This is a genomic window from Paraburkholderia terricola (assembly GCF_900142195.1).
Lineage (GTDB): Bacteria > Pseudomonadota > Gammaproteobacteria > Burkholderiales > Burkholderiaceae > Paraburkholderia > Paraburkholderia terricola.
Window position 1 is genome coordinate 1 of sequence record NZ_FRAB01000015.1, and the last position, 26991, is coordinate 26991.

Annotated in this window: 26 protein-coding genes, 1 tRNA gene and 1 pseudogene; 19 read left to right on the plus strand and 9 right to left on the minus strand. The window is 58.9% G+C overall.

Going from position 1 to position 26991, the window contains the following annotated elements; translation table 11 throughout:
* From BUE39_RS14965 to BUE39_RS15000, 8 genes and pseudogenes are all read left to right on the plus strand, one after another.
* Positions 1–441: pseudogene (locus BUE39_RS14965) on the plus strand (phage tail tape measure protein); the annotation flags it as partial.
* Positions 442–459: 18 nt separating this feature from the next.
* Positions 460–1341 carry a phage tail protein gene (locus BUE39_RS14970; protein ID WP_073429454.1) on the plus strand — a complete coding sequence of 294 codons (882 nt, stop codon included), beginning with the start codon at positions 460–462 and terminating at the stop codon, positions 1339–1341.
* Positions 1316–1522, plus strand: coding sequence for a tail protein X (locus BUE39_RS14975; RefSeq protein ID WP_073429578.1), 207 nt, complete (start codon positions 1316–1318; stop codon positions 1520–1522). The genes BUE39_RS14970 and BUE39_RS14975 overlap by 26 nt, the downstream gene beginning before the upstream one ends.
* Positions 1523–1531: 9 nt before the next feature.
* Positions 1532–2584 carry a phage late control D family protein gene (locus tag BUE39_RS14980; protein WP_073429455.1) on the plus strand — a complete coding sequence of 351 codons (1053 nt, stop codon included), beginning with the start codon at positions 1532–1534 and terminating at the stop codon, positions 2582–2584.
* Between the two features lie 89 nt (positions 2585–2673).
* The gene (locus tag BUE39_RS14985; RefSeq protein WP_073429456.1) at positions 2674–3135 is read left to right on the plus strand and encodes a hypothetical protein; all 462 of its coding nucleotides are present in this window, start codon (positions 2674–2676) and stop codon (positions 3133–3135) included.
* Complete coding sequence (locus tag BUE39_RS14990) at positions 3132–3683, plus strand: glycoside hydrolase family 108 protein (protein WP_073429457.1); 552 nt, start codon at positions 3132–3134, stop codon at positions 3681–3683. The genes BUE39_RS14985 and BUE39_RS14990 overlap by 4 nt, the downstream gene beginning before the upstream one ends.
* The gene (locus BUE39_RS14995; RefSeq protein WP_073429458.1) at positions 3680–4297 is read left to right on the plus strand and encodes a hypothetical protein; all 618 of its coding nucleotides are present in this window, start codon (positions 3680–3682) and stop codon (positions 4295–4297) included. Before BUE39_RS14990 ends, BUE39_RS14995 begins: the two co-directional genes overlap by 4 nt.
* Positions 4298–4522: 225 nt before the next feature.
* On the plus strand, positions 4523–5314 hold the full coding sequence (locus BUE39_RS15000) for a DNA adenine methylase (RefSeq protein WP_073429459.1): 792 nt from the start codon (positions 4523–4525) through the stop codon (positions 5312–5314).
* 137 nt (positions 5315–5451) lie between these two features.
* Here BUE39_RS15000 and BUE39_RS15005 read toward each other — a convergent pair whose 3' ends face one another.
* From BUE39_RS15005 to BUE39_RS15015, 3 genes are read right to left on the minus strand one after another with little or no spacing between them, the layout of a single operon-like run.
* Positions 5452–6570, minus strand: a complete 1119-nt coding sequence (locus BUE39_RS15005) for a type VI immunity family protein (protein ID WP_073429460.1) — start codon at positions 6568–6570, stop codon at positions 5452–5454.
* A gap of 8 nt (positions 6571–6578) precedes the next feature.
* Entirely contained in the window at positions 6579–7325 is a 747-nt protein-coding gene (locus tag BUE39_RS15010; protein WP_073429461.1) for a VRR-NUC domain-containing protein, read from the minus strand.
* Positions 7322–7858: a PAAR domain-containing protein gene (locus tag BUE39_RS15015; protein WP_073429462.1), complete on the minus strand. Its 537-nt coding sequence runs from the start codon at positions 7856–7858 to the stop codon at positions 7322–7324. The genes BUE39_RS15010 and BUE39_RS15015 overlap by 4 nt, the downstream gene beginning before the upstream one ends.
* A 561-nt stretch (positions 7859–8419) precedes the next feature.
* Between BUE39_RS15015 and BUE39_RS15020 the strand changes: the two genes are divergently transcribed.
* Positions 8420–9643 (plus strand): DUF4297 family anti-phage-associated protein, encoded by a 1224-nt coding sequence (locus BUE39_RS15020; RefSeq protein ID WP_073429463.1) that lies wholly within the window; start codon positions 8420–8422, stop codon positions 9641–9643.
* A 17-nt stretch (positions 9644–9660) separates the two neighbouring features.
* Positions 9661–11343, plus strand: coding sequence for an ATP-binding protein (locus tag BUE39_RS15025; RefSeq protein ID WP_073429579.1), 1683 nt, complete (start codon positions 9661–9663; stop codon positions 11341–11343).
* A gap of 489 nt (positions 11344–11832) precedes the next feature.
* On the opposite strand, the gene BUE39_RS15030 is transcribed toward BUE39_RS15025, so the two are convergent.
* Positions 11833–12753 carry an SOS response-associated peptidase family protein gene (locus BUE39_RS15030; RefSeq protein ID WP_073429464.1) on the minus strand — a complete coding sequence of 307 codons (921 nt, stop codon included), beginning with the start codon at positions 12751–12753 and terminating at the stop codon, positions 11833–11835.
* A gap of 97 nt (positions 12754–12850) precedes the next feature.
* Between BUE39_RS15030 and BUE39_RS15035 the strand changes: the two genes are divergently transcribed.
* Positions 12851–13162, plus strand: coding sequence for a hypothetical protein (locus tag BUE39_RS15035; protein WP_073429465.1), 312 nt, complete (start codon positions 12851–12853; stop codon positions 13160–13162).
* A gap of 4 nt (positions 13163–13166) precedes the next feature.
* The gene (locus BUE39_RS15040; RefSeq protein WP_073429466.1) at positions 13167–13499 is read left to right on the plus strand and encodes a phage protein NinX family protein; all 333 of its coding nucleotides are present in this window, start codon (positions 13167–13169) and stop codon (positions 13497–13499) included.
* 600 nt (positions 13500–14099) lie between these two features.
* Here the strand turns inward: BUE39_RS15040 and BUE39_RS15045 are convergent.
* The 3 genes from BUE39_RS15045 to BUE39_RS15055 form a co-directional block, all read right to left on the minus strand.
* The gene (locus BUE39_RS15045) at positions 14100–15374 is read right to left on the minus strand and encodes a phosphoribosyltransferase-like protein (RefSeq protein ID WP_090518738.1); all 1275 of its coding nucleotides are present in this window, start codon (positions 15372–15374) and stop codon (positions 14100–14102) included.
* 96 nt (positions 15375–15470) lie between these two features.
* The gene (locus BUE39_RS15050; protein ID WP_143031923.1) at positions 15471–16403 is read right to left on the minus strand and encodes a hypothetical protein; all 933 of its coding nucleotides are present in this window, start codon (positions 16401–16403) and stop codon (positions 15471–15473) included.
* Between the two features lie 718 nt (positions 16404–17121).
* Positions 17122–17196 (minus strand) — tRNA-Arg (locus BUE39_RS15055).
* A gap of 210 nt (positions 17197–17406) precedes the next feature.
* On the opposite strand from BUE39_RS15055, the gene BUE39_RS35470 reads away from it, so the two are divergent.
* From BUE39_RS35470 to BUE39_RS15080, 5 genes are all read left to right on the plus strand, one after another.
* On the plus strand, positions 17407–17841 hold the full coding sequence (locus tag BUE39_RS35470; RefSeq protein ID WP_235004880.1) for a hypothetical protein: 435 nt from the start codon (positions 17407–17409) through the stop codon (positions 17839–17841).
* Between the two features lie 98 nt (positions 17842–17939).
* Positions 17940–18314 carry a CHAP domain-containing protein gene (locus tag BUE39_RS15060; protein WP_073429469.1) on the plus strand — a complete coding sequence of 125 codons (375 nt, stop codon included), beginning with the start codon at positions 17940–17942 and terminating at the stop codon, positions 18312–18314.
* Between the two features lie 8 nt (positions 18315–18322).
* Complete coding sequence (locus BUE39_RS15065) at positions 18323–18775, plus strand: DUF3828 domain-containing protein (RefSeq protein ID WP_073429470.1); 453 nt, start codon at positions 18323–18325, stop codon at positions 18773–18775.
* Positions 18776–18888: 113 nt separating this feature from the next.
* Positions 18889–19095: a hypothetical protein gene (locus BUE39_RS15070; protein ID WP_073429471.1), complete on the plus strand. Its 207-nt coding sequence runs from the start codon at positions 18889–18891 to the stop codon at positions 19093–19095.
* Positions 19096–20335: 1240 nt separating this feature from the next.
* Complete coding sequence (locus tag BUE39_RS15080) at positions 20336–21079, plus strand: TIGR02391 family protein (RefSeq protein WP_073429473.1); 744 nt, start codon at positions 20336–20338, stop codon at positions 21077–21079.
* Positions 21080–21668: 589 nt separating this feature from the next.
* On the opposite strand, the gene gapS1 is transcribed toward BUE39_RS15080, so the two are convergent.
* Positions 21669–23183, minus strand: a complete 1515-nt coding sequence (gene gapS1 / locus BUE39_RS15085; RefSeq protein ID WP_073429474.1) for a GapS1 family protein — start codon at positions 23181–23183, stop codon at positions 21669–21671.
* A 738-nt stretch (positions 23184–23921) separates the two neighbouring features.
* Positions 23922–24113 carry a rubredoxin gene (locus BUE39_RS15090; protein ID WP_007175738.1) on the minus strand — a complete coding sequence of 64 codons (192 nt, stop codon included), beginning with the start codon at positions 24111–24113 and terminating at the stop codon, positions 23922–23924.
* Positions 24114–24430: 317 nt separating this feature from the next.
* Here BUE39_RS15090 and BUE39_RS15095 point away from each other — a divergent pair, with 317 nt between their 5' ends.
* Together BUE39_RS15095 and BUE39_RS15100 are read left to right on the plus strand one after the other, a co-directional pair.
* Complete coding sequence (locus BUE39_RS15095; RefSeq protein ID WP_073429475.1) at positions 24431–24832, plus strand: DUF4399 domain-containing protein; 402 nt, start codon at positions 24431–24433, stop codon at positions 24830–24832.
* Positions 24833–25037: 205 nt separating this feature from the next.
* Positions 25038–26960, plus strand: coding sequence for an ATP-binding cassette domain-containing protein (locus BUE39_RS15100; protein ID WP_073429476.1), 1923 nt, complete (start codon positions 25038–25040; stop codon positions 26958–26960).
* The last annotated feature ends 31 nt before the right edge of the window (positions 26961–26991 follow it).

Below are 26991 nucleotides of genomic sequence, written 5' to 3' on the forward strand. Positions count from 1 at the left end.
GCCGGCAGTCTCGCCGGGGGCGTGCTGGGTGCGAAGGTCGGCGCGATGATCGGCGCGTTCGGCGGGCCGGTCGGTGCGGCGGTCGGCGGTCTCGCCGGCGGGGCGCTGGGGACGTTCGCGGGTGAGAAGGCGCTTGGCGCGATCGCGAAACTCGCGCTTTCGTATAACGCTTCGCGCAACGACGGTCAGCCGCCTGCGGTGGCCGAAGCGCTCGCGAAAGCGAAGGCGCTCGAGCGTGCACCGGGTTCCGACAAACCTGTGGCGAAGATCGACCAGCAGAACACCTTTGCGCCGGTCTTTCACGTCACGTTCCAGGGCGAGCCGGGCAGCGACGCAGCGGACCGCTTCCTCACGAAGGTGTCGCCGCAGCTGCAGCGCCTGATGAAAGACGAACTGGCGAAGAACAACCGCTCGGCGATGTTCGACAGCCCCCATCTGTAGATATCTGTAGGAGGCAGGATGGATTTCACACGACAGATCACGCAGGCGGCGACACAGGCGAGCATCGCGACCGAACGCGTGCGCAGCATGAGCCGCGTGTATGAACGCAACCGCGCAGCGAGCGCGAACACGGTGGCGGTGCTGCAGAAGCTCGCCACCGGCAACCTGACGAGCGCGGCCGAACTGCTCTCGGGCGCGGGCAGTGCGTTGTCGGTGGCCGGCGATCTCGATCCGAAGGTCGGCACGGTGATGCGCAGCTTCAGTGCCGTGCAGTCGTCGGTTAACAGCGTGCTCAGGATCGCCACCGCATCGAATCATCCGCTGGTGAAGTCGGCGGCCGACTCGGTGAACACGGCGCTCGGTGACGTGCGCACGAAGTTCAACGCGTGGGCGGGCATCAGGGAAGCTCCATCGCCCGCCTCGCTTGCCACCTCGACCGGCGCCGGGGCGCTGCTGTCGGGTCTGCTCGGCGGTGCGTCGGGCGCGACGCCCCACCTGATGACGCTGACGTCCGATGCCGGCGACACGTTCCACTTCAACCTGTCGACCGCGGCGTTCGACAAGCTGCGGCGCACCACGAAGTACAGGGTCGCGTCGCAGGAGCGCCTGAACCGGCAGGAGGCGCTGCAGGCGGTCAGCCAGGGCGGCGAGACCATCACGCTCTCCGGCGTGGTGTTCGCCGCCTCCGGACCGGGAGCCAGGCAGATCGATGCGCTAAGGGCGATCGGCGACCGCATGGTGCCCGTGCAGCTCACGACCGGCTACGGCGAGGTGCTCGGCCGCTGGTATCTGCAGGGCGTCGACGAGGAGCAGGAGGCGCTGATGTCGGACGGCGCTCCGCGCAAACAGACCTTCAGCCTGGAGTTCGGCCGCTATGGCGAAGACTATAAGAACCTCTGACGGCGACGTGCTCGACGAGCTCTGCTACGCGTTCTATGGAGCGCTCGCGGGTGTGGTCGAGGCGGTGTACGAGGCGAATCCGGGGCTCGCGGCCCGCACGCAGCCGTTTGCCGCGGGAATCCTCATCACGCTGCCCGATCGCGACGTGCAGCGCGATGAACCGGTCCAGCTCTGGACATAGGGAAGACTCATGCAGGCCATTTTCCAGATCGTCGCGAACGGCGACGACATCACGCGCGTGATCCAGGATCGCGTGCTGCGCATCCGGACGGTGGACAGGCCGGGGCTCGAGTCGGACGAGTGCGAGATCGAGCTCGACGATCGCGACGGCAGGATCCAGTTTCCGCCCAAAGGTGCGACGCTCAAAATCTCGCTCGGCTGGAGCGGCAGGGGCCTGTCGTTCCTCGGTGAGTACGCGGTCGACGAAATCGCGCTCAAGGGGCCACCCGCATCGGTGGTGATCCGTGGCAAGCCCGCGAACATGCGCGCGACCGTGAAGACGCACCGGTACGGCAGCTGGGAGAACGTGAAGCTCGCGGACATTGTCGGTGACGTCGCCCGCCGCAACCGGTGGACGGCTGCATGCAGCGTCGACGCGCCGGTGCCGCGTGCCGACCAGTTCGGCGAGAGCGATCTGCACTTCATCACGCGGCTCGCGCGGCAGCATGGCGCCACGGCGACCGTGAAGGCGGGCAGGCTGATCGTCGCGGGTCGCGGCGCCGGCCGGAGCGTGAGCGGCAAGCCGCTGCCCGCGATCACGCTCACGCCCGACATGCTGCTCGACTACGAGATCACGTTTCCCGACCGCGCGAGTTTCGTCGCGGTGCGCACGAAGGTGCATGACGCGAAGTCCGGCAGGAAGATCGATCTGACGATCCCGAACCCGGATGCGCCGCCCGGCGCCTCCGCAGTGCACACCGAGCGGCATGCATTCGCAAGCGCCGAGGCCGCGAAAGCCGCCGCGAACGCCCGCCTCCAAAAGCTGAATCACCATACCGCGAAAAGCACGATGACGATGACCGGCCGGGCGGACTTCGCGGCCGAGAAGACGGTGACGCTCAGGGGCTTCAAGAAGGAGGCGGACGGCGATTTCCTGATCGAGTCGGTAACGAACACGTATGCGGGGCGAAGCTGGGAAACACAGGTCGAGCTGAACGCCGGCAACCGGGGCAAGGCGAAGGTCGGGCACGGGAAGAAGAAGGGCAGGAAGATCAGTCTCGTGGTGCCGGCGCCGCCGCACTGACCGACAGAAGATCACCACCAGCATCACCACAGACCGCCCGCGCCCGCATAGGGGACGCGAGGCGTTTTTTTTTATTAACGGACGGCCCGATGGGTGAACAGCACAACAACGATCTGGCGGTGCAGATCGCGCGTTTCGGCGAGCAGCTGCGCAGCGTCGCGGCAAGCCTCGAGGACATCAAGACATCGGTGCAGCCGGTCGCCGCGCTCGACCGGGCGCTCGCGCAGATGTCGATCCACAACCAGAACGCGCGCAAGGACATCGAGCTGCTGTGGGCGCGTGTCGACGAGGGAAAGAAGGAACGCGATGCGCTCGAAGCGCAGATCGGCGGCGTCGACGACCGGGTCGCGGCGATGAAGAACACGGCGAGGGGCGCGATGTGGGTGCTCGGGATTGTGCTCGGCATCGTCCAGACCTTCCTCGTCGGCTCGATCGTGTGGGTGTTCACCCACATCAACGAAGGCGACATCCTCAACCGGTTGCAGCAGCAGCGCCTCGAGGTGCTGGAACAGACCATGACAAGAGAAACCAGACAGGGAACCAAACAATGACACTTGACGAAAAAATCGATGCGCTGATCGGCCGCGAGGGCGGCTACTCGAACAATGCGCTTGATGCCGGCGGCGAGACGATGTGGGGCGTGACGGCTGCGGTCGCCCGCGCGTTCGGCTATGCCGGCGCGATGCGCGACATGCCGCGCGCGACCGCCGCGCAGATCTATCGCAGCCGCTACTGGCAGCAGCCGAAGTTCGATCTGGTCGACGCGGTCTCGCCGGCGCTCGCGGAGAAGCTGTTCGACATCGGCGTGAACGCCGGGCCGGCGACCGGCGTGCGCTTCCTGCAGCGCGCGCTGAATGTGCTGAATCAGAACCAGCGTGCCTTTGCCGATATCGCCACCGACGGTGGCATCGGCGCCATGACGATCGCGGCGCTCAAGGCGTTTCTGGCCGTGCGCGGTGCGGACGGGCATCGGGTGCTGCTTGGCATGGTGACCGCGCAGCAGTCGGTCTATTACATCGAGTGTGCCGAAAAGCGTGTCGAGAACGAGACGTTCGAATACGGCTGGCAGCTCAACCGGGCATTGGGGGTGAGCGCATGATGGATGTCCTGAAAACGGTTGCGCCGTGGCTCGTCACGGCCTTGACGGGCGGCGTACCCGGTATTGCGGCAATGGCTGCGTCGGCGATCGCCGGCAAGCTCGGTCTGGCCGATGGCTCAGTGGACGCTGTCAAGGCCGCGCTGACCGGTCAGCAGATCACGCCCGAGCAGTTACTGGCGCTGAAACAGGCCGACGACGACTTCGCGCTGAAGATGCGGCAGGCCGGCTTCACGCACGCGGAGAACATGGCCGGCATCCTGGTGCAGGCCGACCGGGTGGCGGCCGACGATCGCGCGAGCGCACGCAACTTTGCGGCGGCGGAGCATGACCATACGGCGCGCAATCTGGCCTATATGTATACGGTCGCGCTCTTTGCGGTGATTGGCCTCGAGTTCCTGCTGGCGGCCAGACAGATCCGGCTCGATGACGGCGTGATGCGCGCGCTCGATACGCTGTTCGGGATTCTGATCGCGATGGTGCTCGGCTCGAAGGAGTATTTCTTCGGGTCGTCGTCGCGTGCGGACAGGCAGGCTGCGGCGATTACGCAGTTCGCGGTGTCGCCGGATACGGTGGTCTCGCGGGCGCAACTGCCCGGCGAGGACGAAGGACGATAGGTCGCCTTCTCCACAGCACACCACTCATGTAGCCGTCCATCGTGGGCGGCCAAAGTCACTTTGACCGCGCATCACCGCGCGGGAGAAGACAGGGCGACGTCAGGCATGTTCGCGCATTCCCGACGCCACCTTTCCACTGAAGTAGCCAGTGAATTAGCCAGGGCCCTGACACCTACCGGTAGGCGGGCCGAATTCTAACTTAAAAAAGAAAAGGCAATTCCAGATATGGCAAATCCTATCGTTCCATGGATCGGCGGCAAGCGCCGCCTCGCGGACCACCTGATTCCGCGGTTTCCCGAACATGACTGTTACGTCGAGGTCTTCGCGGGTGGGGCCGCGCTGTACTTCATGCGACCGCCAGCGAAGGTCGAGGTAATCAATGACATCAACGGCGAGCTGGTGAACCTGTATCGTGTCGTGCAGCATCACCTTGAGGAGTTCGTGCGCCAGTTCAAGTGGGCACTCACCAGCCGGCAGGTGTTCAGATGGCTGCAGGACACGATCCCGGAAACGCTCACCGATATCCAGCGGGCAGCCCGCTTCTACTACCTGCAGCAGAACTGCTTCGGCGGCAAGATCGAAGGGCAGTCGTTCGGCACGGCGACGACCACACCACCGGGGCTGAACCTGCTGCGGCTCGAGGAGACGCTGTCGGCCGCACACCTGCGCCTGTCCAACACGTTCGTCGAACGGCTCGACTGGAAGGCGTGCATCGACAAGTACGACCGGCCGCACACGCTGTTCTATCTGGATCCGCCCTACTGGGAGACGGAAGGCTACGGCGTGCCGTTTCCGTTTTCCGAATACGTCGAGATGGCTACCCGCCTGCGATCGCTGAAGGGCAGGGCGATCGTGAGCCTCAATGATCATCCGGACATCCGTCGGGCGTTCGACGGATTTCACATTGAGACGGTGGACATCAGGTACACCGTGGGCGGTGGAGGGCGCGAGGCCGCGCGGAAGGAGGTGATTATTTTCAGCTGGGATGATGCGGCACAACCGGCAGGGCTTTTCTGATTTGCCGAACGACCGCCGGCTTCAGTGACGGGCGACCGTGCGTAAGCGAGTTCCCCGTCAGTACTTTTGCGCGGATTCGGGCAATGGCGCATACCCCGACTGCGGTTCCAACGTCGTTAGCCCTTCAGCGTGTCAAGTCAGTCCGAACTGGCCAGCTTCGGCGTCTTATGGAGCTCGACCCACTGCGCGGGGATCTGCTCTGGCGGTATGTCGAGGCGGCGCAGCCAGGATTCGCTGGCGAGGGTCGTACTGAGCAACGGCTCAGTGCTGCTCAACGTTCCGTCCTGCAGGGCGTCGGCCGTCGTGGCGACGATGGGGCGCAGCGCTTCATTGAGTAGGACGTAAGCGGGCGGCGGTGCCGGGGGCTTGCCTGGGCCTGCTGATACGCCGGTTTGAGGCGCGGCACCGGCTTGAATGATCAGACCGCCGTCTCCAAACGAACGACGCCCGAACCAGTCAGGCGGGAGCGGCAGCTTTTGGGGGCCGCCAACTTTTTGCAGCAGTTCTGCATCAAGCGCGGTGAGCCAATCCACTGTTTTGATGCGATCGGTCATATCGCGCACGTCCGTCCGCATCGGATCACCGACGTCCAGACCAGGCCCATACCGCTGTGCCAGGAAATATTCGCTCGCCTCGTTCGGTTCGCGACCCATGGGGGGAACGTTGACGGCATACCCGGCGTGCCCATGCACGGTCGGCACAGCGTTGGAAAAATCCGAAAACAGCGTCTGAAATGTGCCAGGGCGCAACTCCAGGAAGCGTCTCGGTACCGTGAAAACGAGGGCGTCCAGGCCGCCGCCACCAACCTTTGATTGCCACGTGTCGATGCAAAAGACAGAGAATTCAAAGAAGCCCGTTGCAAGTTTGTGATCGGCGCTGGTGATCGTCACTGAAAACACCTCGTCGGCAGAGACGGTTTGGACCACTCGATCGAAACCGGGCGCTTTCTCGAACGCGACGGGTTGCTTGCCATCCTGATAGAACCAGTGCAGCGGCACAGTCCTTGATGGCGCATGACCGGCGGCCTCGTCAACCAGGCGTTGATATGTCTCGATCTCGGTCTGGTACTGCCCGAAACAGCCGGCTAGCGCCTGGCGTACCGCCGATGTATGGCCGTCGCGAAAATACAGTACGCCCCGCACGACCAGGGCTGCGCCTACAATGCCTTTCTGGTAACGCGGTTCAAGAAGTCCAAAGGGCAGGGTGTCTGATCGTCGTGGATCGTTGGCCCAGGCTGCAAGTTCTTCGTTTGTCATCGTGTTGATCAGGGGAATGCTGGGATGGGCGGCAACGGTGGCAGGGCAGGGGGTAGCGAGCTACCCGATCCACCGGGCAGGTCCAATCCAAAAATGTCCTTTGCTGACTGTGACTGTGTTGACTGCGCGGGCTGCTCGTCCGACTCATCGTCGCCGCACTCGCAATCTGCCGGAGTCATTGTCACAAACTTCTTCGAGCTGCCAGCGATCCGAATGTAATCGGTCCGCTGTCCTCTGTTCATGTCGTCGGGCGGGAACTTCATTTCTACAACGGTCCGAATGTTGGATTGCTCGGGAGGTAGCGATGGGTCGTTGACGATCACTACATCGGGACGTCGAATATTGCCTTGCCCTTTCACCTCCTGATAGGCGTCGTTTCCACCCGGCCAGTATTTTCCGATCCATGCCGGAATGAACGAGTGCGACTCGAGGGGGCTCGTCGAACTCATGATCGGTATCGGTGGTGACGGCGGCACGGGGCGCATATCGTAAGAGACCTCCGGCCGGTATTCCGTAGGGGTACCGGTCATGGCAGTGGACACGGCGTTGGCCGCGTTCAGCCGCTGCGCGACGCAAGATTGCTTGCGTATTTTGCCATCGGCGGTGGCAACCCCGATGCGGTTGCACTTGCACATCGCGTCGCACAAGACTTTCTTGTCTTTGGGCGACAGACGTCCGTTCAATCCCACCTGGGTGGTTTGCCCGTCGCCTGCAGCCATCCCGCCGTTTGCGGAGCTGGGCGTGTAGCCGCTCATGCCTCGCCCTCGCTCCCGGGATGGCTGAACGTGAGCGACGATGCCTCGTGGCCGTCGAGCCAGTCGGTGAAACCATTGCTATCGGTCGTGCCCTGCACCGTCCGGCCATCCGCTGCGGTCATAGTGTATGGATGTCCGCTCACCGGTTGACGAGTGTTGTCGTCCAGTACCTGAAAGCGTCCACGGTAAGAGGCTTTCGACGTGGCATCGTTCGGTTGGTACGCCTCGCTCTTGACGCCGCCGGCAGACCCACCGGGGCCGCTCGTGGGGGATGCCGTGGCCGTCGATTGCGTGGCAATAAGCGAGGCACCGCATGCGGTTTTGTCGCCCTCGAACGCGACCGGGCGCCCGTCGAACGTCATTCCCATGCGTTTGACATCAACGATCGGGTAGACGCCACCACACTTGGGGCACGAGACCATGTCACCCAGAAGAGCAAGAGGGCGACCGTCCACCAAGTTCGTCGCGGTACACGCGAGCACGCGTCCCCCGTGCGAGGTAGAGTCGCCTTCCCGTATGATTGCAAAACCCATACCGCATAACCTCTCGAAGTTTTGGCTGATGAATGTAGCATGAGTCGAATAACAGCCTGAATCGCTCCGTCCGGTTTGGGATATTTCTGGTTATTCTGAGTTTGCTCGGAGTCCGGGGAGCGTGATCAATATGGGTGATGCGGTGCTTCATTAGTCGGCCCGATCTTCAGCTTCCGGCCCTGAAGCGACGCTCGTTCGGCGGAGACGTTTGACGGGATCCCGACGCGTTTCGGTCATTCGATCCAAGTGATGTCTGCTATAACGTCGCCAGCAAACGGTCGACCCTTTAGCCACGCATGACGCTGAGAAAGGGAAAGAAGACACGGGGCCTGCCGTCGCGTGTGACAAGCGACGTGGAAAAAGTGCGTTCGCGAGCATTAAATAAATAGCGACGAAATCCTATCAAATAATGGTTAAACAATATAATCTCACGATATCGATTGGGCGCTGGCCGGCCACCCCGAGCTTACGTCGATTGTCAAAAATGCGTCATGCGAGTTTGCGGTGGCGAATGTCAATTGGCGCTCATTTTGAACGTAACGATTATTGATTGAATCTGCCATGACTGACAGAAGCGCCGTCGACACCATTAGGGGGTATTTTTACCAGTTCGATCTGACGATCCTCAGCGTCTTGCGACTAACCTCACCGGAGGATTCGATCGAGATCGAATGTGTCGAAGACATCGACATTCGAACCGCAACTGAGGTGACGGCTACCCAATGCAAGTATTACGCGAAGACGGAATACAACCACTCTGCAATCAAAGATGCAGTAAAGCACATGGTGTCCCACTTCAAGGAAAGTTTGGTCGGAACGAAACCAAAGATTTGTTACTCCATTAGGGGTCACTACGCCGCAGGTCAGGATAAGCTAGATGATGGCATCGATGTCGATTTTCTGAAAAAACATTTTCTCACCTACTCGGAGGGAAAGGGCGCTAGCAAGGTTACCCGCTACCACCATTCTGAACTTGGCCTTTCCGATGCCGACCTTAAAGAATTCCTGAAACGCATTACCATCGACGTTAGGGCGAAGGAGTTTGACGAACAATATCGCGAAGTGCTCGACGCCGTCCGAGTGATCTTCGGAGCGACGCCGTTCTCGGCCGAATATTTCTACTACAACAACGCGCTGGCTGTTATCCGCGAGCTCGCGATTCAGGCAGTACCGGCCGACCGGACAATCACAAAGAAGGAGTTCTTGGCAAGAGTCGACACCTCCACGATTTTGTTTAACGAGTGGTTCGTCGACAAGAAGGGCAAGAAGACACATCTTGCCGCGCTCCGCAGAGAATACTTTACGGAGCTGAACGTGTCGCCGTATGAGCGTTTCTTCCTGATCGAGGCAGACGCCAACTCGTATGTCCGGAGGGACCTCAAGGACCTCCTTTTTGAGCTTTCCAGAAAGTGGGCCAAGCTGTCTAAAAGGGAGCCGTCCCCCTTTTGCCCGTACGTTCATGTTCAGGGCCTACCAGACGGCGAGTTGCTTGCGCTGAAGAGAGAGCTCAGCACGGAAGGATTCAAGCTCATTGATGGTCACGACTTTCAAGGAGCGGATTTCGACTATCACTCAATCACGCAGAAAGCGACGCATGGCAACGGGATAAAGATCAAGGTCCTGAACACCTTGGCCGACGTCGAACAAACCGTGGACGCAATCACCAAGACCCGACGCATCTACCAGTTTCACCTCGGCAGCAGTTACTTCCACTACGACAAGTCTGCGGTCCGGCATGTCAAGATTCAAGTAGAGCAACTGTCGGACATCAAATCCATCATCTAACCCCCAGGCGCATGAGCATGACAAACGCACAGGAAGAGCAAATCAACGCCCAAGTGATCGCCGTTTTCCCCGACAAGGTACGCATCGTCGTGGACGATCTCGAAGATTTCAAGCTGGCGGAAGAGTCGCTGAAGGTCGGCTCCTACGTAAAGATTGCAGACAATGAGAATGCGGTCCTCATAGCCATTATCGAAAACTTCCAGATCGCTGTTAGCGCGGACGGGAAGCGCGATCACATCATCGAAGCCTTTCCGCTTGGCATCATGAGGGACGGAAAATTTGAACGTGGCGGCGATTCGCTCGCGATCCCGCCGAAGGAAGTCCAACCCGCGACCATCGCCGATATCAAAAAGATTTACGAAGACTCAGTTTCCGAAAGCGAAAGGTTTCGCTTTGCGACCTTGGCGTCGAACACTAACATCCCCGTTCCTGTCAACGGAAACAAATTCTTCAACAAACACATCGCTGTGGTCGGCTCTACCGGCTCGGGCAAGTCGCATACTCTAGCTACCATCATCCAAAAAGCAGTAGCAGGAAAGGACGGCAATTTCTCACTCAACAACTCACACGTCATCGTTTTCGACATTCACTCGGAGTACAAGTCAGCGTTCCCTTCCGCAAACCACATCGACATCTCGAATCTTGTCTTGCCGTACTGGATGCTGAACAGCGAAGAGTTGGAGGAGTTTTTCCTCGACACCGAAGCCAACGACCACAACCAGAGGAATATCTTCAAGGAAGCGATTATCCGTGACCGCCGCGCGAAGTTCCCCGGCTCAGAAACCGAAAAACAAAAGATTCACTTGGACACGCCTATCCAGTTCGATATCAAAGAGGTGCTTGCGTACGCGATCATGAAGAACGAAGAGATGATCGATTCAGGGGAAGTTTACGCGTCCAGCAATAAGGAAAAGGCCGGGCAGCCAAAGTATACGCAAGGCAGTCTATACGGAAAGCTGACCAACTTCGTGAACCGGCTTGAGAACAAGGTCAATGACAGCAGGCTCGACTTTTTCTTGGGCGAGAAGTCGCAAAGTATTACGTTCGAGGAAACGCTCCAAACGCTTCTCGGTTACCCGTCGACAAATAAATCGAACGTAACCGTCCTTGATCTCAGCGGGGTTCCATTCGAGGTGCTAAGCATCACGGTCTCGCTCATATCACGCCTCGTATTCGAGTATGGGTACATCTACAAACGTCTGCGTTACGCCAACAACCCCAGTGAGAAGATTAACAACGATGTTCCTATCCTGTTGGTGTACGAGGAGGCTCACAAGTACGTGCCAAACAGCGACCTATCAAAGTACCGTTCGTCCAAAGTCTCCATAGAGCGGATCGCAAAGGAAGGACGGAAGTACGGCGTCACCTTGTTGCTCGCCAGCCAACGACCATCCGAGATATCGGAAACGATCTTCTCTCAATGTAGCAACTTCATTGCTATGCGCCTTACAAATCCAACGGATCAAGGGTATGTGAAGAAACTGCTTCCGGACTCACTCGGTTCGCTGATTGATAAGATGACGTCTTTCCGCCAAGGTGAGGCACTACTGGTAGGTGAATCCATTATTCTTCCGTCAATCGTCCAAATTGACCCTTGCGCCGACGCACCATCCTCTAACGACATTCCGTATTGGCAGCTCTGGAAGCAGGAATGGAAGGACGTGGATTTCGCGTCCATCAAGGCCGAGTGGTACAAGTAGAATTTGACGCCTAAGTCCCGGGACGCACGCACACTGAACTGACAGGAAGTCGAGAAAGCTTTTGGACTTGACTTCTTACTCCGCTCATCCTTGGGACGCTTTGTTGCTCGTTTCAAAGAATTCAGCGAGTCTGCATTAGGCGACTGATGTTCGGTGGATCAATGATTGAGCTCGAACAGCTACGACGCTCCGTCCATCGTTGTTCTTGCGGGATGCGATGGCGTGCTGCGTCTTATCTGCGCGATTGCGCAGGGTTCGCAAGTACGAGCGCGGTCGACCAAATTGTGCCGGAACTGTCTGTCTGCGTGCGAAGTACGCGTAAGCACGAGCCCTAAAGTAATACTGCGACTCGCTTTCCTGCTATCCAACGGCTGCTCTCAGGTGTAAGCCGGTCGGTCGCCTGCTGCGATCAAAGGACCGCTCCGGGTCGTACTGAGCCGTTCAAAGTCCCGTCTTACATGCGATCCGTGACGACAAGCCGGCGGCGGTTCATGCCGTCGCGCGATGCCCGTAATAGGGCCGTTCCCGGTCGTCAAGAATGGCGTATTGCTCCGCGAGGTTGGACGGATCAGGACTGAGCCACGCGTCGAGGTTGGCCGGCCTGATTGGAATGATGCAGCGGTCGTGACCGGCTGCGGCGACTTCCGGCGGCGGGTCATCGGTGATCGCGGCAAACGACCACAGATCGGGTTCGCCCGGTATCGCCGTGCGCGCCCACAGGCAGGCGAGGAGCAGCGGTTGTGGCGGTGACGGGTCGAACTGAATGACAACATTCTTCCCGTCGCGCCTGACGTTCTCGTAGAACCGGTTGGCGAGCAGGATGCCGTGGTTGTGGCCAAACAGCTTCGCCCATACGTGTTTCAGGCTGTCCAGCCGGGCGTTGTACGTGCCCGGCTTGTCCTTCTCCATCTGCTCGGTCCAGCCAGGTAGCCGGCAGCGGTAACGCATCGGCACCACAACGCGCTGACCGTCCTGAACGATCAGGACCGGCGCGTACCAGCCGGGATAGATCCGTGAATCTGCCTCTACCGGGACGGTGCGCGCGAGGTCAGCCAGACGGCGCACTGCAGCGTCGATCCTGCCGGTCGCGATCCGCCTGCTTTCGGTGGCCGCCCTGGTCGGCTTCTTTTCAAGCGCACGTTCGGCGTCGGCGAGCCTGGCTCGCTGCCGGAGCAGTTCCTCCTCGAGTGCCGTTTTCGACCACGCGTTATATTCGGCAATCAGCGCCCGGATGCGCCGCTCTTCTTCGGTCCCGGCATCGGAAAACGCCGCGTCCATTGCCATCGGCGTTTTAAGGTTGCTGCCATTGCGTCTCCAGTACAGATCCACGAACGCGCGCAGGCTCATCGCAGCGCCGAACATCCTGACGTACTTCCGGTAGTCCGCCTCAATCTGGGCCGAATAGCACATGGAATACCTCCAGTGGACTTTCCAATGATAGTGCCAGATGCAACCGGCAGAATCCCCGATATACTGTACATCCATACAGGTGTCGAAACCAACGACCATGCGTCCCCGTCGCCCCCTCACTGCCGCAGAACTGGCCGAGATTTACGACCGGGATCCGACGCCCGCGGTGTTGACGCTGCTCAGGGAGATACACAGGCTGCGCGCGATGATCATGCGCGCCGATCAGGTTCGGAAGATGATCGCCGACAACGGCCGTCCACATCTGGCGGGCTCGGTATGGGAGTGCTTCGAACGGGAGCTGGATGCGGAGCCGTGCCTGACCGATCCGCCTACGCCACGCCAGCAGGAATTCACCGCGCAGCGAAAGCGCATGATTGAAGAGTGGCAAAAAAATGGCCGAAGGAGATGAAACGATGCTCGTCGACGAACTGTCCGGATCGCACCTCGACTACTGGGTAGCCCAGGTCGAGCAGCGTAACACCGATATCGCCATGCAGGGTTCGGCGCAACGTGTGCCTCGGTTTTCAATGGATCCCGCGTTGGCGCAGCCGATTATCGAGCGTGAGCGCATCGTCGTCGGGATGATCCACGACGCCGAGTTGGGAGTTCAGGCGGTGGCGTGTGTTGGGTCAATAACGCCGGGCGGGGTAAGGTCCGAGGACGGCCGGTACTGGCTGGGCGACTCAGAGTTGCAAGCCGCGATGCGTTGTTATGTCGGCATCAACTACGGGGCGATCGTCGTTTGAATGCCCGGTGTCACTGAGCTTGCGGAAACCCACCAGAAGCTGTGCCGTAGCAGCGGAGCATCAGGCGGCGGCAGGAGGTCCGCTCGATGATTTTCAATTTGCGTCAACGGCGATGAGCCCCTCCATGCCATGCTGGCGCGAATAGGGGCACAATGATCAAACCCACGGGTGCCTGCACCGCAGGTGTGAAGGTGCGCATCACTCGCCAGCGTATGGTCGGAAAAATCGCCCGACACAGTGGCGCGGACACAGCAGCCGGAGTAACGGCCGGCCGCCCGTGGCATTCGACGGGGGCGCCCGGGAAAATTTTCGAGACGTGCTCTCGGCCAAGAGCAGCCAATCGACACTTTTCCGTGAATGACCATTTCAGGGCGACAGCCGCAGGTTAAAGATGGCTGGTATGCCGCAACTAAGCACCGAGCGGTGATCCAAAGTTAGGGGGCTACACCGCTCCTACCCGTAGTGCATTCCAACTTTCTGCGCGGCTCCAGTCTAGGGTTGAAAATTAGGACCACCAGATAAGTAGAACCGTGTCGCTCGCTGCTCATAAGTGGCAGCCATATCAGCTCAAACGAGGTGAATTTGCTTTGGTGCCGTACTTCAGATCACATTCGGGAACAGTGGCGTCCACTTTGAAACCGTTGCGCCGCGCCAAGTTACCTCACCTTCGGACCACAGCAGCGGTAACGAAGCTTTCGGGACCGAGTGAGCGAAAGCGAATGTCATTCCGAAACCCCACATCCCGAGACTGCATCGATCCAGTTTCTCAGCTGGCCAGTCCTTGTAGTCGGGCCGACGTTCTTTCATGATCTGGATGTAGTTAACGAAGAGCTGTCGCCCGACATCTTCGCAGAAAGCCTTCATGTCAGCCTCCTGGGGGCTCGTCAGCGCGGTTGCAGAAAAGACAGCAGGTCGGATAATTTCTGCGGGTGGGCCCAGACGGCGCAACTCAGCCGTTGTCGCCCCAGTGGAGGAGAATGCTGCCAGCACATCCACCTCTCCAGTAACCGATACCTTTTGGCCGGCGATTACCCTGATGTTCGAGAGGTTGTTCTCGCGGAGAAATAGGTCGAGACACGCGAGCCCGTAGTCGGTAGCGACGCCAAAGACCAGCGTGAAGTCCAGCTCACCGATCCGACTCAAGTCGGTAAGGGCGGGTGTTTTCTCGCGTGCGGTGCGCATTCCAAGCATGCTTTGCAAAACACCGATCAGCTCGGTTGCGGTCCAGAGGCCATCCTCAAAAATTGCAATTTTTGTATGGCCTGCGTCCACCGCGTCCTTCGGCGAGTCGAACACCTTGCCTCCAGCCGCACGCTTGAGCACAAGATTAGACACGACCGCTTCACTCTTGCCGCTAGTCGTCGCGTCTCGGTTGACACAGATCGCCGCCCCGTCCGGGATTTGCGCGTCAGCAAGAAGAGTGCCCAAGACCGACTGCTCCATAAGTCGAATCTGCCTGAGGATCGCCAAGCCGTATTTTTCGACCTTGAGCTTGCGAAACTGTCCGATCCAACTGTTGATGGCAGATGCATCAATGACGTGACTGGTATGCGCATACGTCCGCAGCATGTAGGCGGCGGCGGGAACGACGGTGAGTCCGCAGGTTTGCAGAAGATCCCATACGAGGCACTCCTTCCTATTACCCGCGAGCTTGCGAAGCTTGGTAGCCGCGTGCTCCTCGTAATGGATTCCGTACGCGGACTTCCCCATTTTCAGGAAATTGCCGATCTCTTTCGTGGCAGCTACGAACGGTTGGGGATTTGTCGCTCCCGATGGAACTCGAGTCGAATGCCCCTCGTTCATAATTTCCAGTGCGGTGTCGCGCGAATCGGCGACATCTACGTCGACCTCCTTGATCGCGACGAATGCGTCCACGACGCCAGGATGAGCGTACTCTCGGACCCGCGCACGAATGTCTGCGGAATCCTGCGGGCGGCAGACTATCACCAAGCGGCGCATTCAGAATCGCTCTTAGCTGCGCTTTTGCTGAGCGACGTCGAGGAGGATGCCCGCGGGAATGCGCACTTCTCGAAGTTCGGTGATGCTCATGCGGTCCACCGAGGCGTGAACGATCTCACGGAGCCGCTCTAGCGCCTCATTATCGGTTACAGCATCGGCAGTGTGAGGAGCGGACCACGGGTGAACAATTGATGCAGGCGCAGTTTCTTGCGCGATAACTTGTTGCGTAGCCGGCTTCTTCCGAGCGCGAGCTGCGGAAATGATTTCGGCTTGCAAAGCTACAGAAACCCCTGCGATGGTCAGGCGCTCGCCAAGGCGCTTAGCAATGTGTTCGGTCCGCAGGATCTCCCATATTTTAAGGAGCTTGCGTTCCGGCGAACTAGCAGCCCGCAACGCAGCGATCCAAAGATCATAGTAATGGGGTTCAACCAAGCACTTTTCGAGTTTTTCTCGAAGCGGAGAGTCCTGCTGCGCGGCAAACTGACCGGCCAGGACGCGATAGTCCTCGCTATCCATCCGTTCAAACTTTTGTAGACCCACCGGGAAAATCGCCCTTAGAGGTGCAACATAGATGATGCCGGCTGCTGGCTCGATGGCCAATGAGCACGATTGATTCGGGTTGGAGAAGAACTTCCAGAGCTCGGGGCCTGAAACGGACTTCAAATCTTGATGGGTAAGCGATACAGGCGTTTGGTCTGCAATGATGCGGTACTGGACGTCTGCAGTAGATAAGGCGTCAGGGACGAGTTCGACGAGTTCCCTGAATTCATCTTCAGCCAAATCTCGCAGTATCGGGAGATCACGGAGCAGGCGCGGAGCAATCGTTTTGGCGATTAGTTGTCCAAGTTGAGCACCGAGCAGCAGGTCGCCCTTTTCGGAACGACGTGTGATCAAGGCTTGCTTGACAGCTTGAATCTCGGCATCACTGAGGCTTTGGGATGACATTTGCTTCGCCCAGAAGTGCGAACACCTCATGCAGTACTGCATGAGGTGATCTGTGTCGGTTCGGAATACCAGCAGCCGCGAAGCTCCGAGGTTCATCGCAGCGGAGGTGACTGACTCCAAATCGCTCCCGGCAAATTGACCGATTGGCCATGCGTGCCAGCGCTCGTCAGGCGGTAGAGCTATCTCCTGATCATCCACTTTGGGCGGAGAACGCTCCCAAAGCAAAGGCGGGCCACACCAAACGTCGCCTAGCTATCCGAACACAACATTGGCAGATGCCACCGTCATGCGTTGAGTGCCCCGAAGTGTCACAATCAAGTGACATCCCCGTCGGATGGTAAAGATTATATCGCTTGCTTTAACGAACGGCAGGGCGAAGAAGTTCGCAGGAGTAATACTTTCCGAACATCATAATCGCCGTAACGAATCTAACGCCGTCTCGTCTGCTCCGAAATGCTCAAGTTAAGCAGAGTGTCGTCAAAACTACTACAACGCGCCATTATACCCGAACACAACGTTGCAGGCTTGGGGCCGCGATACACTGAGTTCGGCCGATGCCGATGCCGGTCGAGTTTGGGGCTTCAGCCGGACTCCTAGACCCGGGCGACTTCGACTGCTATCTGCAGTCGGCCGGCGTCGAGAGTTGCGGCGCGATTACGCCAAATTCACGCCAAAATCGCTGCGAGCCCTTTCAAATAAAGGCTTCTAAGCCTTTTATTGGTCCCCCTGACAGGAATCGAACCTGTATCTAGCGCTTAGGAGGCACTTGTTCTATCCATTGAACTACAGGGAGATGGATATTGGCGATGCGAAAACCGTAGCCTTGCTGCTATTGGCTTCGGCCTTATCCCGTAGGCTTTCCGGCTTTTCTGCTTCTTCCTAAATGAAGCGCCGTGACAGCCTGTGAACCCAGTGTATAGCAGTCTTCGCTGCACTTTTTGCTACAGGTCGATCCTGTAGCAAATGATCTGGCACTGCGTCAGTTTCCAGACGGGTTAAGCACATGGCTTCGATCCTGCCGGTGGGCAGTCGCTGGCGTGCCCAGGTACGCAAGCGAGGGCAGAGTATAGCAAAAACGTTCAAAACTGAATCCGCTGCGGAGGCTTGGGCGCGGGAGAGGGAAGCCGAGATCGACAAGGGGCACAACGCGGTCGACGCGGCCACCGTGACCGTGGGGGAGCTCGTCAGGAAAATACCGACAGGCGCGCGCCGATTCAAAGCGCGCAGTGGTGCCGAAATCGAACGAGCACTACATACTGCAGCGGCATCGACCAGAAGTGGCCGCCGTGACCGCGCACAAGGGCTGGCGCAATCTGAAGCGATACACCAATCTCGACCCGGCTCAGGTCGCGAAGAAAGGACGGTTGAAGCTAGTGAAAGCGGCCTGATTATCAAGGTCGAAGCGGCGGCTGTCGTTGCTGTAATCCAGCCCGCATAACTTCGCGGGCGCGGACCGATTTCGAATCATTTCTGACGATTTCAGCGCCTCTCGTGTGGTAGCGTTCCACCGCGCTTCCTTTCCTCACAGGAGACAGAATGCCATTCGATAAATCCGTCGCCGCTAGCTACGCAGACGATCACGCGCAATCCCACAGCACCGGCAACTGTGCAAGGTACGTGCGCAAGGCGATAGAAGCCGGCGGCCTCTCGCTGCACCACGCGCACTTCGCCAAGGACTACGGCCCGCTTTTGCAAGCGGTTGGCTTTCGGGAAACAACCGGATCGCCGCAGAAAGGCGACGTGGTCGTGATACAACCGGCGCCCGGACACCCCGCCGGGCACATGGCGATTTTTGACGGCTCGATCTGGGTATCTGATTTCAAACAAACGCATTCCGGCGCGCAAGGCTTCTATCCGGGGCCTGCCTATCGACAGGCACAGCCCTCACACAAGACCTACCGGTACAACTAGGGCCCACCATGAAGAAGATATTCACATTCTCTGTGTCGGTATGGCTGCTCGTGTGCGGAATGTTTTTGCAGCAGGCCGCGCTCGCGGATAGCGTCACGCCTGATGCAAGCACGAAAGCGTTCTACGCCTGGTACATCAAGCGGCAATCGAATGATGTCTATCCGTTGATGGACAAAGGGATTTATACGTACGTAGCCAAAGCGACGGCCGACAAGCTGCGCAACGCCTATCACCATAATCGGCTGCCGGGCGATAGCGACTATTTCACCAAGGTGCAGGACTACGACGAGCACGATTGGGCTGCCAATATCGCAACGCGCCCCGCTGTGATGCTCGACGATGTTGCGGTCGTGCCCGTTACCTTTGGATCGACGGACAAGGTCAGTGTGTTGGTGTTTCTCCGCAAACAGGGGGATGCCTGGAAAATCACAAAGGTCGACGACACCCGCGACCTTCAATAGAGCAATCATTTCCATTGCTGCGCGGCCGCAGGCGATCGAGCGGCGCAGGCTCGATCGCGGTCCCTGTAGCACCGCTAGACTGCTTTCTGGCGAGCCGACATCCGGCCATTCAGGTGCAGACCGACAGGGTCGCGGCCGATGATCGTGCGAGCGCACGCAACTTCGCGGCGCCGGAGCGCGACCATACGGCGTGCAACCTGGCCTATATCTACACGGTCGCGCGCTTCGCGGTGATTCGTCTCGACTTCCTGCTGGCGGCCAGACAAATCAGGCTCGACGACGGTGTGAACCGCGCGGGAATCCTTGCCAAAAGTTCCTAGACCTCTTGTCATCAACTTGCAAGTTATCAACTCGAATAGGCTCATATTGTTGTGCGAATACGCTAGTCTCTGCAATCGAAGGGGTTCATTCCTGGCGCCACAGAAGTTGCACGGCGGACCCTTTTAAATTCAGAAAATCAGCCGGATTATTTTAAAAGAGCCTTCTTCGGATTTAAGCTGGCGATCAAACTAAATTTCTTGGATTGGACGAAATGGACCAAACAAAATTCAATCAAATTTGCAACGAGTTTACGCAAATTAAGGATAAAAGCGAATTCTCATTGGTTATTAAACTAATATCGGACCACGTGCAGGAGTCTCTGACGGAAAAGCAAGGATTTGTGTTGCGGACATCTCAACAGGGTGCGGATTCGACGGTGATATACCATTGCTCAGGGAACAGCACGCAATTCTCGTGGACGGGGACTCTCGCGAATACCCCGGCTGCGCTGGAACTGTTAGTTCTTTCGTAATAACACGCACAGGTTCAGCCTCGATGTCAGTGGTGCGAACTCCATCCTGCGATAGCCGCGCCAGGTCTGGATCTGGCGACGCGGCGATTTCGGCAGGGTAAGTTCAATGACAAAGAGGAGGGCTGACATGAAGATTAAATGCGTGAAAATTTATATGCGCGCATGCGGACTGTAGGCATCTCTCCTATTCCGTCACTGGACCGACACCAAATTAATGAATTTGTGCGTCAACTCCTCCCTATTGAACTGTCGCCGCCGGGGAAAAACCGGCAAGGTGACTTTCAACGGCTCGGTTCGACCCTAAGCGGACCTACGCTGTCATCGAAAGTGAACGTCCGATGTGGCAACCGTAGCCGACGGCCACGCGCGACGAATCCGAATCTTCGTAGCGGACATAGTTGCTTATCCGCATTCAAGATCGCTGGCAACAAGCACAGACTCAAGCGTCAACCCACCGCGCACCAGACGGAAGTCCATCACTCTTGCGACGCCCGCAGATACCTTATCCCCGAGAGGGTTGCCACTGTTAACCTGCTCTACCCGACAGAACGACCAACTCGCGCCGGAGACAAGCACCTGCTCTGGTCCACGCGGGCTGTAACTTTGACACTTGATTGCCGTTCGCATCGTCGCTGAACCCGCCTATGTCCATTGCACCGCCGTTCCGCAGACGAGCGGCCGGCCGTTCGAGTTCGGTGTAGTGTCACAGAAACCTTACGCGTCGAGTCATTGATAAACTAAGCGTTTTGCCAATGCCGACTCTACAAATGGACAGTGCAGCACTCGACTGGTACACAAGAACATCCGACAAACTCGATGCGATTGAGCGGGCGTGCTTTGTGTGGGGCCGCGAAGCGGGACTTGACAAGCCCGGCCGCGGGCACTTTCTTCGCGCCGTGAAAGCTTATCCAGACGTACGCAAGATGTTTGACGACTTCTTGGACGTGTGGCACGAACAGATGCCTCCCTACAGATGGTCACGAGAAACAATGCGGCGGATCGATTTTTCGGATCAAAGTGACTACTTGGATTTTATAACGATCGACCTCATGCCGCTTCGCGAAGCAGCACGAATAAAATTAAGCGCAGCGCGCGTGGAGCAACACGACCCAAACATAGCGCTCTACGACCTTCTTCATCCGATCATCGCTAACCGCGCTTGGGATTTCTATGTAACGAATCATTTCAGACAGGCAGTGGAAACGTCGGTGACGGCCGTATTTGATTACATTAGGGCGCGGACACAGAGCCAGTTGGACGGCCAGGCACTTGTGACCGAAGTTTTCAAGCTCGAAGGAGCGAAGCTCATTTTGAGCACGCTTGATACCGAGTCCGGCAGAAGCGAACAAAAGGGTTTTATTAACATATTCACCGGCGCGTATGTTGGGGTTCGCAATCCTTTAGCACATAGCACCATCAATGGCTTCACGCAAAAAGAAGCGGCCGAGCATATGGTATTGGCCAGTTTATTAGCCGGTAAGGTTGACAAAGCTATTCTTGTAGAGAGCTAATATCACACGGGAGCGCGCGATGCAGAGCGGGGCACCGACAGTTCGATAAGGGAGCCGGATGACCGCGACTCTCTCCGGCGTTGCTGAGCGCGGTTGGCCACTCCTCACCGTCTGTCTCCCGTCTGACCGAAATCATATTTTTTGAGGCGCTATAGCGCGATGGCGCGTTAAAGCTGATTCATCGTAGGCGGGACAGATTTCCCCTCGCCATGCGCCAAGACGATACGACGGATGGCTCTGTTTGTGGCCCCATCGACAGCGATCGCTGCTCGGACGATAAAACGCTTTGCTTCTCCATCGTCGAAATTCAAAGGAAGCACATGAGTCACATGGCAGCCATGATATCGGACGGAAGGGACATTACATGTCTTATATGTCCGGCTCTGCCGCTCACGACTCGATGGCAGAAGACGACGGGCGATGTCCGTTCAGTGCCGCCTTGGTCTTAGATCAACGGAGATGATCGCAAGGTCAGCGACATTACCGTTAAAAAGCATCTTGGCTAACGACCGCGGCGTCTTGACGACAGCCCGAATGCAGTTCCGCGACTTCCGCTTTCGTTACATAGACTCAATGCTGCTGTTCGCGCCTACTCTCGCCCGCTCAACGCCGCCCTGATTTTTTCTTGCACCTGATCTTGTGCCTTCTCCAGTATGGAAGGAAGCGTCCACTCCTTCACGTATCCCTTCAGGAAGTCGCTAAAGAACATGCGGGATGTGCGGCCGTCCTGGTTGGCCAGCGCAGCTTCACGAAGCAGGTCAGGCAGTTTGACTTCGCCTATCCGCACGCACCCCATCACTCGCTCGAATTCCTCGATTCCCATTACGAACACGTTGGACAAAGGCAAGCGGCGCGCTGCATCGTGGTCCGGGTAGCCAAACTCGTCTGCTGGATAGAGTCGTTGTAGCATTTCACCACCCCCAACATATAACTCACGACTGGTCACGACCAGCAAGAAATCCTGTTGCTTTTGAAACCGCTCGCCGAACACCGGATTGTCCCGGATGAGCCCACCGACCTTCCACCCCTGCGTGATCGCGTCTCGCACTCGCTTGGTCTTCCGATGCGCGACGATCGAGCTGTCTTGCAAGAGCACGTCGTCAGCGAACAGACTCATCTTGGCTTCGACGAGGATATTGCAGTCGCCGTCGCCATCGATTACGGCCTCGACGGCTGGTGCGTGGCCACCAGCAATTTCCTTGTAGGCAGCCTCGGTCATCAGAGACACGCCAGACTCGATGGCTAGCTCGGTAACGTAGTCCTCAAACACTCGGCTGAAAGATCGCGTGTATTCCTCGCCGTACAGGTCGGAAAGCCGAAGATGCACGATCTCCTCGATACCCCGGGCGAAAACGAGTCGGTGCCAGCAGTGCACGCTCCCATCGCGCAGTTGTACTAGCGGAAACCTCTTCACGTACGGCAACTCGTAAAGCTCTGCCATACCATGGATCTTCTGTGCCGCGTCTTTCCGCAATTCGTCGCGCAGACTGGCGATGTTACGGGAAAAAATTTCGTAGATCCCGTCGACACATGCGCCATACGTCTCGCGCAAGGGCAGCATCCAGTCGCGCCTCAACGGCAGGTTGCCGTCAAGAACAGCGGCGTAAAGCGCGAAGGAGAGAACCATAAACACGTCTGGTTCCATGCCGAAAGCGTTTCGGAATTGTCCGCGCTCCTTCCGGTTCTCCGGTATCCGCGCATAAAGCGCTGGCCACCGCATGAAACCACGGCTTTCCGGACGCTGAAACTCGACCTGTGCGTGCATCAGCTTGCGCAGCATCAAGAAGATGTTCTTCGGCGCAGTATCATCCCGCACCGTCTCCGGCATGTCCCACAGTTCCTGCCTGATCCGGTTCATCTCGTCCATGGGTATGGGCGGACCGAGGCGCAAGTTGACGAGGCCATCCTGCAGCGCCCACTTGACGATAAGCAGCGTCAGCCAGGGCGCACTCCTTATCTCTTTGAGGCGATCTGTCGGAGGGTTCCAGAGGATGAGCAACGCCGCATCGATAATTGACGACGCGCTGTATTTGCGTAATCGGTTTCTAATGGAGCGATAGGCTTCCTCAATCCCAATTTTCTGCCTTGGAATGTGCTTGGCCATCCTATATGCGAAAGGCAAATCCCCCGAATATGACGACACTTTCATTTGCGCATAGAACCGGCAAGCCCGGTAATTTCTAAGAAAACCGATACGTTATCACTTGAGCGGATTTGGGAGAAAGCCATAACGCGACGTCAACCTAGAAACGCGACGCAAACGCACAAGGCGGGGACGATGCAGTCTCTGATCGCCGGCGTACGGCTATTCCGAAAACCGAGGGGCCGCAAGGACGACGCATCCCGAATTATCATGGCTGAACGAACGGCAGTCGTCGGCGACAAAGCCGACGTCCAAACCTCTGCGAGAGTGAATGGATGAGCGGCCAGAATTGGCCGATTCTCATCAGACGAGCGCCAAAGCCATGACCGCGGAATAGTCGACCCCGGCACTCGGAAAGGAGGGAGTTTTACGTGCTACAGATTTGATTTGCTACACAGCAGTGGTAGCAATCTCTATCTGACAGGGCTTCGCACCTGTCATTCCACTCCCTGAACTACAGGGAGAAGGACCAAACCAAAACAATCATCGCAATCCGGTTGTCGGACAAGGTCCGCAGTGATCGGCGACTCAAAGTCGCCAGCGAGCGCAGACTATGTCAAGCACCTAAATTCGAGGAGGCTGGCTGCGAAGAACGCCAGCCCCGCAAAACAAACGGCCCAGCGGGCATCGCCCGCCGGGCCGTGCAAACCACGCCGACGCCTACACAACACAGCGTCCGGCCGCCTCAATCAAGCCGGCTCAGAATTCCACCACCGCGAACTCCGCTTTTCCGACGTCGCACAGCGGGCAGCGCCAATCCTCGGGAATCGCGGCGAAGCGCGTACCCGGCGCGATGCCTTCTTCGGGCAGACCCTCTTCCTCGTTGTAGATCCAGCCGCAAATCAGGCAGACCCAGCTTTTGTATTCAGTCACTTCTATTACTTCGCTCACGACGCACTCTTCTTTGGTTCAATGCAATGATCCGCCAAGTCTGCCCCTTTTTTGGGCATGGCGGCGACCCGCAATATTACCGGAATTCGTCAAGCGGGCCGTTGTTTGCCCATGCGGCATTGCGGCAATGCGCCCAAGCCCGCTGAAAGGCCCTGGTCACACACACCGTGTATGCTCTGACTCGCAGCCGAGCTTTCGGCCGGCGCGCGCCGGGCGCCCAGCCTGCACTGCGACGATCGACCTCCGGGCGAGCGGTCCAGCAATCGTCGCCGGCATGGCCCGCGCATGATTTCGTTTGGCAAAAAAGGAGAAAAACGATGTTGAAGAACAAATGGTTGGCCGGTTTCGCGTTGGCCGGGTTGCTTGCCGTATCGGGCGTGGCGCAGGCGGAGGGCGTGTCTTTCGTCCAACCGGCGGACGGCGCGAGCGTCACGAATCCCGTACACGTGGTGTTCGGCGTCGACGGCATGAAGATCGCGCCGGCCGGCACGATGACGGAAGGCACCGGCCATCATCATCTGCTGATCGACGGCAAGGCGCTGCCCAAGGGCGAGGTCATTCCCGCCAACGACAAATCGCTGCACTTCGGCAAGGGCCAAACCGAGACCGACGTGACGCTGCCGCCGGGCGACCACACGCTGACGCTGCAATTCGGCGACGGCGCGCATCGTTCTTACGGCCCCGGCATGAGCAAGACCATCACGGTGCACGTCAAGTAAGCCGCCGCGGGACGCGGCCGGCGCGCGAGCAAGCGCCGTCCGGCCGCGCGCTCCCATCCGCGTCATCGGCATGCGTCCGGTTGCACCGGTCCGCATCCGCCCCGCAAGCCGGCCGTTCGGCCTATCTCTTCCGGCATACAGGCACCAGAGCGTGCGCCCGGTACAATGAGCAGTTCCGACTCATCGCTGTCTTCTCCAATTCTCCATGTCGCTTTACACCATTACCGGGGCCCAACTGGCGTTCGGTCACGTCGCGTTGCTCGATCACGCGGATTTCTCTCTCGAAGCGGGCGAGCGCGTCGGCTTGATCGGCCGCAACGGCGCGGGCAAATCGTCGCTGCTGAAAATCGTCGCCGATCTGATGAAACCCGATGACGGCCTCGTCACGCGCCAGCAGAATCAGACCACGGTCTACGTCCCGCAGGAGCCGGAGTTCGATACGGACGACACGGTGTTCGAAGCGGTCGCCGCCGGTCTCACCCACGCCCGCGCGCTGCTCGACGAATACGACGCGGTCGCCAATCAGCTCGCCGACGAGCCCGAAGGCCCGCAACACGACGCGCTGATGGCGCGCATGAACACGCTGCAATCGTCGCTGGATACGGCGGACGCCTGGAACTGGAGCACGCGCGTGGCCACCACGCTGCAGCAGATCGGTCTGAACGGCGAGGCGCGGGTGGGCGCGCTGTCGGGCGGCATGCAAAAACGCGTCGCGTTGGCGCGTGCGCTGGTGGTGCAGCCGGACGTGCTGCTGCTCGACGAGCCGACCAACCACCTCGACTTCGACGGCATCCGCTGGCTCGAGGATCTGCTGGTCTCGCAGCGCGCGGGTCTGCTTTTCATCACCCACGACCGCGCGTTTCTCGACCGCGTCGCCACGCGCATCGTCGAACTGGACCGCGGGCGGCTACTGTCGTATCCCGGCAATTTCTCGGCGTACCAGACGCGCAAGGCGCAGCAACTGGAAATCGAGCGCGTCGAAAACGACAAGGCCGATAAGCTGCTCGCGCAGGAAGAAGTGTGGATTCGCAAGGGCGTCGAGGCGCGTCGCACGCGCAGCGTCGGCCGGATCGCGCGGCTCGTGCAGATGCGCAACGAACGCGCCGAGCGCCGCAACGTGCAAGGCAACGTCAAGCTCGACGTGGGCCAGGGCGAGAAATCCGGCAAGATCGTCGCCGAATTGACGGACGTCACCAAGCGCTATGGTTCCCGCACGGTGGTCGACACCTTCACGGCCACGGTGATGCGCGGCGACAAGATCGGCTTCGTCGGTCCGAACGGCGCGGGCAAGACCACGCTGCTCAAGATGATCCTCGGCGAATTGCCGCCGGACGAAGGCACGGTGCGCGTCGGCACCAATCTGCAGGTCGCGTATTTCGACCAGATGCGCGCGCAACTCGATCTGGACAAAAGCCTCGCCGACACCATCAGCCCCGGCAGCGAATGGGTCGAGGTGAACGGCCAGAAAAAGCACGTCATGAGCTATCTCGGCGACTTCCTGTTCGCGCCGGAGCGCGCGCGTTCGCCGGTCAAGTCGCTGTCGGGCGGCGAGCGCAACCGTCTGCTGCTCGCGCGTCTGTTCGCGCGGCCGGCCAACGTGCTGGTGCTCGACGAACCGACCAACGACCTCGACATTCCCACGCTCGAACTGCTCGAGGAACTGCTCACCGAATACGACGGCACGGTGCTGCTGGTCAGCCACGACCGCGCGTTTCTCGACAACGTCGCGACCTCCGTGATTGCGTCCGAAGGCGGCGGCAAGTGGCGCGAATATGTCGGCGGCTTTACGGATTGGCAGATTCAGCGCGACCGCTCGCAGCAACTGGCGGCGCAGGACACGCAGAAGGAAGCCGTCAAGGCGGCGCCGAAAGACAGCGCGGCGGGCCGCAATACGCAGCGCGCCGCCAAGCTGTCGTTCAAGGATCAGCGCGAACTCGACGCGCTGCCGGAAAAAATCGCCGCGCTCGAAGCGGAGCAGAAAACCATCGGCGCGCAGCTCGAAGACGGTTCGGTCTTCGCGAAAGACCCGCAGGAAGGCACCCGTCTGACCGAACGGTATGCCGCGATCGACGAGGAACTGCTGATCGCGCTGGAACGCTGGGACGAGCTGGAAAAGAAGCGCAAGTAACGCGCGGGGGGCGCGCCGCCCCTTATCCAGA

Bases quoted from the DNA above. Each gene is read 5' to 3' on its own strand.
- BUE39_RS14970 (WP_073429454.1), top strand. From the start codon at position 460: ATGGATTTCACACGACAGATCACGCAGGCGGCGACACAGGCGAGCATC.
- BUE39_RS14975 (WP_073429578.1), top strand. From the start codon at position 1,316: ATGGCGAAGACTATAAGAACCTCTGACGGCGACGTGCTCGACGAGCTC.
- BUE39_RS14980 (WP_073429455.1), top strand. From the start codon at position 1,532: ATGCAGGCCATTTTCCAGATCGTCGCGAACGGCGACGACATCACGCGC.
- BUE39_RS14985 (WP_073429456.1), top strand. From the start codon at position 2,674: ATGGGTGAACAGCACAACAACGATCTGGCGGTGCAGATCGCGCGTTTC.
- BUE39_RS14990 (WP_073429457.1), top strand. From the start codon at position 3,132: ATGACACTTGACGAAAAAATCGATGCGCTGATCGGCCGCGAGGGCGGC.
- BUE39_RS14995 (WP_073429458.1), top strand. From the start codon at position 3,680: ATGATGGATGTCCTGAAAACGGTTGCGCCGTGGCTCGTCACGGCCTTG.
- BUE39_RS15000 (WP_073429459.1), top strand. From the start codon at position 4,523: ATGGCAAATCCTATCGTTCCATGGATCGGCGGCAAGCGCCGCCTCGCG.
- BUE39_RS15005 (WP_073429460.1), bottom strand. From the start codon at position 6,570: ATGACAAACGAAGAACTTGCAGCCTGGGCCAACGATCCACGACGATCA.
- BUE39_RS15010 (WP_073429461.1), bottom strand. From the start codon at position 7,325: ATGAGCGGCTACACGCCCAGCTCCGCAAACGGCGGGATGGCTGCAGGC.
- BUE39_RS15015 (WP_073429462.1), bottom strand. From the start codon at position 7,858: ATGGGTTTTGCAATCATACGGGAAGGCGACTCTACCTCGCACGGGGGA.
- BUE39_RS15020 (WP_073429463.1), top strand. From the start codon at position 8,420: ATGACTGACAGAAGCGCCGTCGACACCATTAGGGGGTATTTTTACCAG.
- BUE39_RS15025 (WP_073429579.1), top strand. From the start codon at position 9,661: ATGACAAACGCACAGGAAGAGCAAATCAACGCCCAAGTGATCGCCGTT.
- BUE39_RS15030 (WP_073429464.1), bottom strand. From the start codon at position 12,753: ATGTGCTATTCGGCCCAGATTGAGGCGGACTACCGGAAGTACGTCAGG.
- BUE39_RS15035 (WP_073429465.1), top strand. From the start codon at position 12,851: ATGCGTCCCCGTCGCCCCCTCACTGCCGCAGAACTGGCCGAGATTTAC.
- BUE39_RS15040 (WP_073429466.1), top strand. From the start codon at position 13,167: ATGCTCGTCGACGAACTGTCCGGATCGCACCTCGACTACTGGGTAGCC.
- BUE39_RS15050 (WP_143031923.1), bottom strand. From the start codon at position 16,403: ATGTCATCCCAAAGCCTCAGTGATGCCGAGATTCAAGCTGTCAAGCAA.
- BUE39_RS35470 (WP_235004880.1), top strand. From the start codon at position 17,407: ATGGCTTCGATCCTGCCGGTGGGCAGTCGCTGGCGTGCCCAGGTACGC.
- BUE39_RS15060 (WP_073429469.1), top strand. From the start codon at position 17,940: ATGCCATTCGATAAATCCGTCGCCGCTAGCTACGCAGACGATCACGCG.
- BUE39_RS15065 (WP_073429470.1), top strand. From the start codon at position 18,323: ATGAAGAAGATATTCACATTCTCTGTGTCGGTATGGCTGCTCGTGTGC.
- BUE39_RS15080 (WP_073429473.1), top strand. From the start codon at position 20,336: ATGGACAGTGCAGCACTCGACTGGTACACAAGAACATCCGACAAACTC.
- gapS1 (WP_073429474.1), bottom strand. From the start codon at position 23,183: ATGGCCAAGCACATTCCAAGGCAGAAAATTGGGATTGAGGAAGCCTAT.
- BUE39_RS15095 (WP_073429475.1), top strand. From the start codon at position 24,431: ATGTTGAAGAACAAATGGTTGGCCGGTTTCGCGTTGGCCGGGTTGCTT.
- BUE39_RS15100 (WP_073429476.1), top strand. From the start codon at position 25,038: ATGTCGCTTTACACCATTACCGGGGCCCAACTGGCGTTCGGTCACGTC.